Raw genomic sequence first — 11,403 nt, 5'->3', positions numbered from 1 at the left:
ATAGTTTATCAATCAAATTACGCCTATTATTTCCAGTAGTTTTAAAGTGAGTGGGAGTTAATCCTGTTACTTTTTTAAACTGTTTACTGAGATGAGCCACACTGCTATAATTAAGCAGATAAGCTATTTCTTTTAGACTGATCTCATCGTATACTAATAGTTCTTTTACTCTTTCGATTTTTAACAATATGAAATATTGTTCAATTGTCGTTGATTCTAATTGAGAGAATAAATTGCTCAGTGTATTATAATCTTGTTTTAGATGTTCGCTTAAATAGCTTGATAGATTTGTATCTAATTTTGCATTCTTTTCTTGAACAAGTTCGATTAATACACTTTTAATTTTAGTAACTGTTTTACTTTTTTTATCGTCTAAAAGTTCAAATCCTAATGCTAGTAGTTTTACTTCAATACTGTGCATTTGCTCCTGCGAAATGTCTTCTTCAATAGTAACCTCCCCTAATTCAATGGTAGTAGGGTGAAAACCTAACTCTTTAAAAACGGTTTCTACAGCCATTTTACAACGAGCGCAGACCATATTTTTTATATATATTGTCATGATATTATTTCCTTTATCTCAAATCAAAGTTACTACAAAAAAGTTTGTCGACTCAGTATTATAACAAGCATTTATATATTGATATCTAGCGCGAGAATTAATAGCATTACTCATAATTGAGATACTCTTAAATTTTAATACTATAAAACGATTCGTATATATTTGATAATCAGTGACGCACTTTTGTTGCTTGACGCTAATGTTTTTTTTAGTGATTTGTTCGAGAAGTGGTAGTGCAGGGTATAGGTGCTCTTCACAAAACAATCCCTCAGCCAGAACAAATACTGGATCTTTTCGCAGCCCGTCCGAACAAAATGTTTTACTTTGTTTGTAAAGTGTTGATTTTTAGAGATATGTTGTTTTTGAAACAGAAGATTTGAGACAATAAAAGAAGAAAAGGGAAGATTATGGAAATTAAAGGAAAATAATAGATAAATTAGGAAGAATATCAAGTGAATGTTGCAATATTTTTTGATTTATTATAGGTGATTTTTTATTGACTTCTTAATTTTTTATTATTGAATTCTGTATCTTTAATATGTTGAAAAATAATGATATACATGCTATGAATACAGAAAAAGAATCAAAAACGCGTAATGAGGAAATTACAAATGCTTATTTTAAATATATTACTAATCATATAGATGACGTTGTCAGTGCTAAAGTTTCAGAATTTGAAGAAATCAATCAGATAGCTAGTAATTTGGCTATTTCTCACAAACACCTCATTGCAGTTATTCAAGGAGAAACAGGACATCATCCTTGTTATTTTTACGATCAAAAGATTATTGATAAAGCAAAAGAGCTACTAGTGAATTCTCATTATTCAGTAGCAGAGATTGCAAGAATGTTTACTTATGATCCTTCCAATTTTTCGAAGTTCTTTAAGAAATTGACGCAGCTTACACCAGGGCAATTTAGAAGTCAGCATAAATAATTAAAATATCCGAAAAGTTCACCATATTATTTGTTTTGAAATTTAACAACTTTGTTGTTATAAAAATAACATTAATATGAAAAAAGAAAACTTAAACGGGAAAGTTGTAGTTATTGCTGGAGGTGCAAAAAACTTAGGTGGTTTATTAAGTAGAGATTTTGCTGCTATGGGAGCTAAAGTGGTAATTCACTATAATAGCAATGCAACTAAAAAAGAGGCGGAGGAAACTTTAGCTTTTATTGAAAATCTAGGAGCTGAAGCTGTGTTGTTTCAAGCAGATCTAACTAAAGTTGAAAATATTGAAAAGCTCTTTAAATTGGCAAAAGAGAAATATGGTAGAGTAGATGTAGCTATTAATACAGTGGGGATGGTGTTGAAAAAACCTTTCTTAGAAACATCAGAAGAAGACTATGATATTATGTTCTCAATTAATTCTAAAGTAGCTTATTTCTTTATCCAAGAGGCTGGTAAATACTTAAGCAATAATGGAAAGATCTGTACTATTGTTACTTCTTTATTAGCTGCTTATACTGGATTATATTCTACTTATGCTGGAGCTAAGGCTCCTGTAGAACATTTTACAAGAATGGCATCTAAAGAGTTTGGTGATAGAGGTATATCTGTTACAGCAGTAGCTCCAGGACCTATGGATACTCCTTTCTTTTATGGACAGGAATCTAGTGATGCAGTTGCCTACCACAAGTCTGCTTCTGCTCTTGGTGGGTTGACTAAGATTGAAGATATCGCACCATTGGTTGAGTTCCTAGTTACTGATGGATGGTGGATTACTGGTCAGACTATTTTTGCAAATGGTGGTTATACTACTCGATAAGCAAGTTAAATAAGAGTATTGTTTTATTAGTACTCTAGTAATATAAAAAACACCCTTTAAGCTTTTTGCTTAAAGGGTGTTTTGCTTTTATAAATTAATGTTGTTATGATTATTTAGTTACTTCGTCGATGAGATAGAAAATAGATTTGAAATTAACTCCTCCATATTCAGTAAGTCCTATTTCACATGTACGACTAGTAGAAAAACCATCACTACAAGAATTTGACAATTGTTCTTTTAAATTTCTATTGCCATATTTGTTTAATTCTGGAACAGTAAAACCTCTATCACCTGCAAATCCACAACAGTTACTATCAATATAATTAACGTTTTCAGCACACATTTTTGTTAGTTCAAGAAGTTTTCCTTCAAGTCCTACTTTTTTAACTGAACAAACAGGGAATACATTTATCTCCTTTCGCGGATGTGTTACGGGAAGGAAAGGCATCACATGATCAAGCATAAACTCTATCGGGTCGTACATGTTTAATTTGCCATCTTTATGCGCTTCATAGAATGTATAGAAACAAGGGCTCATATCAAATAAGACTGGTATTTTACCATTATCAGAAACTTTTAATAATGCTTCTTCTAGTTGACTTGATTTTTGATGACCTTCTTCTTTGTATCCTTTACTACTAAATGGCATTCCACAGCACATATTGTCTAAGTTTTCTGGAAATAAAATGGTATAACCAGCTCTTTTTAAAAGTACTAATGTTTTGTCTTGTAAGTCTAAATCACCTTTTGGATATTCAGAAGATTTACCCATTGTTCGATTAATACAAGATGGAAAATAGACTACTTTTCGCTCTTGACCAGGGTTGACTACTTTATCTTTTAATTTGTGCTTAGTACCTGTAGGCATTGCCACGTTCCACTGTGGAATTTTGTTACCTGACATTTTGCGGATACCTGATGCTACTTTATACATTGCTTTATCACCAAGAACATGGTGGAAGAAGTTTACAAATTTCAGACCACCTCTACCTAAAGATGTTATTTGCTTCATATTGTTTGCAAAATAATCAGCAGTTTTTCTGTCTTTATCGGTAATGTGACTATGTCTTACATCCTTGATATATTTACCTGTATCAATTTTTACAGGGCATGCTAAAGCACACAATCCATCAGTTGCACAGGTTTCATCAGAGTAATATTTTGCATCTTGAATAAGTTCTTTAAGTCGGCTAACATCTTGGCCAGAATTTTCCAAACGCGCAATTTCACGACCAATTACGATACGCTGTCTTGGCGATAGGGTGAGTCCTTCTGATACACAATGAGATTCACAAAAACCACACTCAATACATTTGTCTATAATTTCATTTGTCGCTGGTAAAGGCTTTAAATTTTCTAGGTGAATATTTACATTACTATTAATTATAACGCCTGGATTCACGATATTATAGGGGTCAAATATTGCTTTTATTCTAAGCATTGCTTTATAGGCTTGTTCTCCCCATTCTTTTTCTACAAAAGGAGCCATGTTACGTCCTGTACCATGTTCTGCTTTTAGTGAACCATGAAATTCATCTACTACAATTTCTACCAAACCATCCATTAGTTCAGCATAGCGTTTTACCTCTTCTGGTGTAGAAAAATCTTGTGAAAACACTAAGTGCAAATTGCCTTCTAATGCGTGCCCAAATAATACAGCATCATCATAGTGTAGTTTTGCAAATAGATCTTTCATAGCAATACAAGCATCTGCAAGTTTATCTACTGGAAAGGCAACATCTTCAATCATACAAGTTGTCCCAGTTTTTCGGAGTGCTCCAGTAGTAGGTAACAGACCATTTCTAGCTTTCCAATTAAAAGCATATTGCTTAGGTTCAGAAGTAAATTCAAAAGGTTTGTAGGTAGGAATAGGGCTTACAGCTTCTCTTATCTCTTTTTGCTTTTTCAGCATTTCTTCTTCATTTTCAGCTTGTACTTCTACTAAAAGAATACAAACTGTTTCTGGTAATGTTTTGAAATATGCAGGAGCTTCTGGTTCGTTTTCAATAGATTTAATACTGTTTCTATCTAGTAATTCTACTGCAGCTACTGGACTTTTCTTTAGATAAGGTACTGCTTGGCAGGCTTTCTCAATAGTTTCAAATATCATCAAGGTACAAGCCTTGTGCTTGTAATTGATAACTGTATTATAAGTGATATTAGATATAAAGGCTAGAGTTCCTTCTGAGCCAATCATAATATGTTTAATAATATCAAATGGATCGTGGTAATCTACAAACGCATTTAAGCTATAACCCGTTGTGTTTTTTATTTTAAACTTGCGTTTAATGCGGTCGTATAAGGTTTGGTTATTTGCAATATCATCTCTTAACTCCTCTATAGCTTTAATAATGTCGCCGTGTACCTCGATAAAGTTTTGTCTACTAGCTTGATCTGCAGTATCAAGTACTGTTCCGTCATAAAATACAATTTTAATGTCAGCAATTGTATTATAAGAGTTCTGAGAAGTACCACAACACATTCCACTAGCATTATTTGCAGCAATTCCACCGATCATTGCAGCATTAATAGAGCCAGGATCAGGACCAATTTTACGCCCATAGGGTGCAAGGATAATATTAGCTCTTCCACCTATTATACCAGGTTGGAATTTAGCCTGTAAACCATCGTTTAGTATTTCGTAGCCTTTCCATTTGTGGGTAGCCACCATTAGAATAGAGTCACTAATCGCTTGTCCAGACAAGCTAGTTCCTGCTGCTCTATAAGTAACAGGTAGTTTTAATTCACTGGCTAATTTTAAAGTCGCAATTACTTCTTTTTCATTGTGAACTTGCACAACTATCTTAGGTATTAAACGATAAAAACTGGCATCGCTTCCATAAGCAAGTAGCTGTAATGGATTGGTGATTATTTGTTGCTCGCTTATTTGTTTAGATAATTCTTCTTTAAACCTTTTATATTTTGTCGCTAACATAAAGTTTTAATTTTACTAGCAATTTACTAAAGAATCGTGGAGATTACAGCAAATGCTTCTTAATTTATATTTGATATAAATATTAGTTCTTGTATTTGATTATTTAAATAGTTGAGCTTCTAAAAATGATCGTTATCGGTGTTGTTTATTACAAGAGTTTTCTTTTTAATAATGTGTGAAAAAGTCAATTATTTAAAATGCAAAACGGTTATTTATAACTTGTTTTAATCTGTTGATAAAAGGAGTTTGAGCTTATAATTTCCTATTAGTTGTGGTGAGAAAATTAATTTAATTGAATATCATTTTATGCTATATGAAATAATAGGTAAATTAAATACCTTTGCACCAAATTTACACACAACAACACAAACTAAATAACTATGTATAAAAGCTTCATAAAACCTCTCTTTTTTAGGTTTGATCCAGAGAAAGTACACCATTTTACGTTTAGTACTTTAAAGCTTATCAATGCTATTCCAGGTGTATCTTCATTAATAAGAGCAAATTGCCAAATTAATGATCCACGATTAGAAAGAGAAGTGTTTGGTCTAAAGTTTAAGAATCCAGTTGGTCTTGCAGCAGGATTAGACAAAGATGCAAAACTATACAGTGAGTTAGAGAATTTTGGTTTTGGATTTATTGAGATTGGTACATTAACACCCAAAGCACAACCCGGTAATCCAAAAAAACGCTTGTTCAGATTAAAGGAAGATGGTGGTCTGATTAACAGAATGGGATTTAACAATGGTGGAGTAGAAGAAGCTGTACAGCGTCTAAAAAAGAATAAGGGCACATTAATAGGTGGTAATATAGGTAAAAATAAAATTACGCCAAATGAGAATGCAATTGATGATTATGAGATATGTTTTGAAGCATTATTCCCTTACGTAGATTATTTTGTAGTTAACGTTAGTTCGCCGAATACTCCGAATTTACGTGCGCTGCAAGATAAAGAGCCTTTGACAGCTTTATTAAATGCACTACAATTAAAGAATAATGCAAAAGCTAAGACAAAGCCTATTCTATTAAAAATAGCACCAGATTTGACAGATGACCAGCTATTAGATATTATCGATATTGTTAACGATACTAAAATTGCAGGAGTCATAGCGACAAATACAACGATTGGAAGAGAAGGACTACATTCTAGTCACAAAGATGAAACAGGTGGGCTTAGTGGAAAACCTTTGACAAAGAGAAGTACAGAAGTTATTCGCTTTTTAGCACAAAAGAGTAATAATGCTTTTCCTATAATCGGTGTGGGAGGGATACACAGTCCAGAAGATGCTCTTGAAAAATTAGAAGCAGGAGCAAGTTTAATACAATTATATACTGGTTTCATTTATGAAGGACCAGGATTGATTAAAGCAATCAATAAAAAATTACTTTCTAAAAATTAAGTAAACTATGACAGTAGAAGTACTTTATACTTTTTTTATTACTTGTTTTTTATTAATTATTACACCAGGACCTGATCTTTTATATGTTGTCTCACAAAGTATAACGAGAGGAAGAAAATATGGCTATGCTGTAATAATAGGTCAAATAGGAGGGTTGTTATTTCACTTATCGCTATTTGCTTTTGGGATTTCTGCATTAATTATAAAGTCAGAGATAGCTTTTCAGGCAGTTAAAATAGGAGGAGCAATCTATTTGTTTTGGCTTTCTTATAAAGTTTTTCATGAAGAAAATGTTTTAGTAATAGAACAAGGGAAGTCTACAGCAAAAGATAAAACAGTATTTGGATTTGTTCGCAAAGGATTAGTAATGAATATTATGAATCCTAAAGTAATGATGTTTTTCTTAGCGCTATTTCCAGGTTTTATATCAGAAGCAGCTGGTAATGTAAAACAGCAAGTATTTATGCTTGGTGGTGTATTTATTACAGAGGCATTAGTAATCTTCACGATTATCTGTACAATTGCTGCACAGTTGACCGACTTTATGAAAGACAATAAGTCAGTAAATATTATTTTGAAATGGTTACAAATAGTAGTTTTTACTGGATTAGGTATCTTTTTGATCGTATCTTAAGTATAAAAAATAAAGTTAAAAAGGGGAGTTTCTAGTAAACTTCCCTTTTTTGTATCATATAATCAGGTAGTTATCATCTAAAAGGTGAAAAGTAAAAAGGACTGTTTTTCATTTTGTGAATTTAAACCTTTCATTTATATTTGAAACACTATGAAACCAACTGTAAAAATTATAGAATGTCCTCGTGATGCCATGCAAGGTATCAAGATGTTTATACCTACTGAAAAAAAAGTTCAATATATCCAATCATTACTTAGAGTTGGGTTTGATACAATTGATTTTGGTAGTTTCGTTTCTCCTAAAGCAATTCCCCAAATGCAGGATACAGCAGAAGTGCTTAGTCAACTTGATTTGAGTAAGACCAAGAGTAAGTTGCTTGCTATTATTGCTAATACAAGGGGAGCTGAACAAGCGGCAGAACATAAAGAAATACAGTATTTAGGTTTTCCTTTTTCAATCTCTGAGAATTTTCAAATGCGTAATACGCATAAAACTATTGCCGAGTCTATCGTTACATTAGAAGAGATTCTTAACGTAGCTGCTAAGTCAAATAAAGAAGTAGTAGCATATTTATCTATGGGATTTGGAAATCCTTATGGAGATCCATGGAACGTAGATATTGTAGCAGATTGGACAGAGCGATTAGCAAATATGGGGGTAAAGATATTATCGCTATCAGATACAGTGGGGAGTTCTACGCCTGAGGTTATCGATTATTTATTTAGTAATCTGATACCAGCCTATTCTAATATTGAGTTTGGTGCACATCTACATACTACACCTGATTCGTGGTTTGAAAAGATTGATGCAGCATATAAAGCAGGTTGTTATCGCTATGATGGCGCTATAAAAGGTTATGGTGGATGTCCTATGGCGAAAGATGATTTGACAGGGAATATGCCTACTGAGAAAATGCTAAGTTACTTTACTGCCAATAAAATAGAGTCTAATTTGAGTGCGATGTCATTTGAAAGTTCATATAACGAAGCGTTAAAAATATTTAATTTTTATCATTAACCTTTTTTATTTTATAGAAAAAAGCTAAATTTGCGTGCAATTCAACTACAATTGCACATGAAAGCACACACAGCTAAAATCATCGGACAAGGATTGACCTACGATGACGTTCTGTTAGTTCCTAACTATTCAGAAGTATTACCACGCGAGGTAAGTCTAAAATCAAAATTTTCAAGAAACATTACTTTAAACGTTCCAGTTGTATCTGCAGCTATGGATACTGTAACTGAAAGCGAGATGGCTATTGCTATGGCTCGTGAAGGTGGTATTGGTGTTATTCATAAAAACATGACCGCAGAGGAGCAGGCAAAAGAAGTTCGCAAAGTGAAAAGAGCAGAGTCTGGAATGATTATCGATCCAGTGACTTTACCATTGACAGCAACAGTAGGAGATGCAAAAAAAGCAATGGCAGAGTTTAGTATTGGGGGTATTCCAATCGTAGATGAAAATGGAACTTTAAAAGGAATTATCACAAATAGAGATATGCGTTTTGAAAAACAAAATGAACGTCCTATTACTGAGGTAATGACTAAAGATAATCTTGTAACAGCAGCTGAGGGAACTACTCTAGCGCAAGCAGAAGGAATTCTTCAAGAGAATAAAATTGAAAAATTACCAGTTGTAAATGGTGATTACAAATTAGTAGGGTTAATCACTTTTAGAGATATTACAAAGCTTACATTAAAACCTAATGCAAACAAAGATAAGTTTGGTCGTTTACGCGTTGCAGCAGCTTTAGGAGTTACTGCTGATGCTGTAGATAGAGCTAGATTACTTGTGAATGCAGGTGTAGATGCGTTAATTATTGATACAGCTCATGGACACTCACAAGGTGTAGTAGGTGTATTAAAAGCAGTAAAAGCAGCGTTTCCAGAAATTGATGTTGTAGTAGGTAATATTGCTACGCCAGAAGCAGCTTTATTCTTAGTGGAGAATGGAGCAGATGCTGTTAAAGTAGGTATCGGCCCAGGATCAATTTGTACTACACGTGTAGTAGCAGGAGTTGGTTTTCCACAGTTCTCTGCAATTATGGAAGTAGCAGCTGCATTAAGAGGAACTGGAGTACCAGTAATCGGAGATGGTGGATTGCGCTATACAGGTGATATTCCTAAAGCAATCGGAGCAGGAGCAGACTGCGTAATGCTTGGATCTATGTTAGCAGGTACAAAAGAATCTCCTGGTGAAACTATTATTTTTGAAGGTAGAAAATTCAAAGCATATCGCGGTATGGGATCTGTTGCAGCAATGAAACAAGGTTCAAAAGATCGTTATTTCCAAGATGTAGAAGATGATGTTAAGAAATTAGTTCCAGAAGGAATTGAAGGAAGAGTACCTTATAAAGGAGAATTGAGTGAGAGTATGCTTCAGTTTGTAGGTGGTTTACGTGCAGGTATGGGATATTGCGGTGCGAAAGATATTCCTACATTACAAGAAGTAGCTCGTTTTGTTCAATTAACTGCTTCAGGTATTGGTGAGAGTCACCCACATAATATTACAATTACAAAATCAGCTCCTAACTATTCTAGATAATACTTAGCGAGTAACGATAAAGAAAAAGGTCAATTCACTTAGTGAATTGACCTTTTTTATTTTAAGCTATTTTTGTCTTTTTAGGACTAACGAGCCTTTTTATTTTAATATCTAATGCTACGTATAATAAAGTCATAAATGGACTAATTAAGTTGAAGAAAGCATAAGGTACATAAGTAAATGTGTCTATACCTAATACCCCAGATTGATAAGCACCACACGTATTCCATGGTATTAATACTGAAGTTACAGTACCTCCATCTTCTAATGTCCTACTTAGGTTTTCAGAAGCCAGCCCTTTTTCTTTATAAGCTTTACTAAACATTTTACCTGGTACCACAATAGATAAGTATTGTTCTGATGCAGTTAAGTTTACTACAACACAACTAGCTACCGTGCTAGCAAACAAACCAAATACAGATTTAGCTACACTAAGTAAACTTTCTGTTAGTTTCTTTAATGCACCAATCGCTTCCATTGATCCACCAAAAAACATAGCACAAATAATTAACCATACTGTATTTAGCATACTTTTCATTCCTCCAGCTTCAAATAAGCTATTTAAGCTATCTATTGGAGATAGGATGGCAATATCTGTCGTTATTGCATTCATTACACCTCTATAGGCAGTATATGGCGTCAGAGAAGTCCCTTCCCCAACCATTGCAACAATCTCAGGCTGGAAGATAAGTGCAAATAATGCTCCTAGAAGTGTTCCTAAGACTAATGCAAGTATAGGTTTTATCTTTTTTAGAATGGCACCTATCACGATTACTGGTACTAAGAATAACCAAGGCGAAATATTAAAAGTATTTTTAATCGCTTCAAGAGTAACTGATATATCAATATTGTCAGGAACGTCTAAGTTAAAACTGATAATAATAAATATTATTAATGTCAATATGTAACTAGGTATCGTTGTATATAGCATATATCTAATATGGGTAAATAAATCAGTTCCTGTCATTGCAGCTGCTAGATTAGTAGTGTCAGAAAGGGGAGATAACTTATCGCCAAAATAAGCCCCTGAGATTACAGCTCCACCTATCATCCCAATTGGTAGTCCCATTGTATTACCAATTCCAACAAGTGCAATACCTACAGTAGCTGAGGTAGTCCATGAACTTCCTGTCGCCAACGAAATAATCGAACATATAATTACACAGGCAGGAAGATAAATATGTGGTTCTAAAATTTGCAATCCATAATAAATCATAGTGGGAATTACTCCACTCAATAACCATGTACCTGATAATGCACCAACAAGTAGTAAAATGTATATTGCTCGAGTAGTTTCTCTTACGTTTTTGGTTATTTTTTTTATGATATCTTCATACTCTACTTTATTATATACACCAATAGCAATGGCAATTAAACCTCCTATAAGAAGTATAAATTGATTACTACCAGCTAATGCTTCATCTTCATAAACAAATACGTTAATTCCAAGAAGTATGATTAGCAAGATCATGGGTATGAGTGCTTGTAGTAGAGAAATTGGTTTGGCTTTTTTCTTTTTTGATGATTTCATTTTAGTTTTCTGTTGTTATACTACGTGT

9 protein-coding genes are annotated in these 11,403 nt (G+C 33.4%); 6 read left to right on the top strand and 3 right to left on the bottom strand.

What is annotated here, in order from left to right; all coding sequences use genetic code 11:
- On the bottom strand, positions 1-559 hold a 559-nt coding region (locus RH98_RS13395; protein WP_026038908.1), incomplete at its 3' end, for a helix-turn-helix domain-containing protein.
- Positions 560-1,124: 565 nt separating this feature from the next.
- Here RH98_RS13395 and RH98_RS13390 point away from each other — a divergent pair.
- Together RH98_RS13390 and RH98_RS13385 are read left to right on the top strand one after the other, a co-directional pair.
- The gene (locus RH98_RS13390; protein WP_010255841.1) at positions 1,125-1,496 is read left to right on the top strand and encodes a helix-turn-helix domain-containing protein; all 372 of its coding nucleotides are present in this window, start codon (positions 1,125-1,127) and stop codon (positions 1,494-1,496) included.
- 76 nt (positions 1,497-1,572) lie between these two features.
- Positions 1,573-2,328 carry an SDR family oxidoreductase gene (locus RH98_RS13385; protein ID WP_010255840.1) on the top strand — a complete coding sequence of 252 codons (756 nt, stop codon included), beginning with the start codon at positions 1,573-1,575 and terminating at the stop codon, positions 2,326-2,328.
- 109 nt (positions 2,329-2,437) lie between these two features.
- Here RH98_RS13385 and RH98_RS13380 read toward each other — a convergent pair whose 3' ends face one another.
- Positions 2,438-5,263 carry an FAD-binding and (Fe-S)-binding domain-containing protein gene (locus RH98_RS13380; protein ID WP_010255839.1) on the bottom strand — a complete coding sequence of 942 codons (2,826 nt, stop codon included), beginning with the start codon at positions 5,261-5,263 and terminating at the stop codon, positions 2,438-2,440.
- 380 nt (positions 5,264-5,643) lie between these two features.
- Between RH98_RS13380 and RH98_RS13375 the strand changes: the two genes are divergently transcribed.
- The 4 genes from RH98_RS13375 (at position 5,644) to guaB (ending at position 9,844) form a co-directional block, all read left to right on the top strand.
- On the top strand, positions 5,644-6,663 hold the full coding sequence (locus RH98_RS13375; RefSeq protein ID WP_010255837.1) for a quinone-dependent dihydroorotate dehydrogenase: 1,020 nt from the start codon (positions 5,644-5,646) through the stop codon (positions 6,661-6,663).
- 7 nt (positions 6,664-6,670) lie between these two features.
- On the top strand, positions 6,671-7,297 hold the full coding sequence (locus RH98_RS13370; protein ID WP_010255835.1) for a LysE family translocator: 627 nt from the start codon (positions 6,671-6,673) through the stop codon (positions 7,295-7,297).
- A 150-nt stretch (positions 7,298-7,447) separates the two neighbouring features.
- Positions 7,448-8,314, top strand: coding sequence for a hydroxymethylglutaryl-CoA lyase (locus RH98_RS13365; RefSeq protein ID WP_010255832.1), 867 nt, complete (start codon positions 7,448-7,450; stop codon positions 8,312-8,314).
- Between the two features lie 57 nt (positions 8,315-8,371).
- Complete coding sequence (guaB, locus tag RH98_RS13360; RefSeq protein WP_010255831.1) at positions 8,372-9,844, top strand: IMP dehydrogenase; 1,473 nt, start codon at positions 8,372-8,374, stop codon at positions 9,842-9,844.
- A gap of 61 nt (positions 9,845-9,905) precedes the next feature.
- Here the strand turns inward: guaB and nhaC are convergent, their stop codons facing one another.
- Positions 9,906-11,375 carry a Na+/H+ antiporter NhaC gene (nhaC, locus tag RH98_RS13355; RefSeq protein WP_010255830.1) on the bottom strand — a complete coding sequence of 490 codons (1,470 nt, stop codon included), beginning with the start codon at positions 11,373-11,375 and terminating at the stop codon, positions 9,906-9,908.
- Positions 11,376-11,403: the final 28 nt, after the last annotated feature.

Origin of the sequence: Myroides injenensis M09-0166, from assembly GCF_000246945.1 — a bacterium.
Taxonomy (GTDB): Bacteria; Bacteroidota; Bacteroidia; order Flavobacteriales; family Flavobacteriaceae; genus Flavobacterium; species Flavobacterium injenense.
The sequence above is the reverse complement of the archived record's forward strand: the minus strand, read 5'-3'. Positions and strand labels throughout refer to the sequence as shown.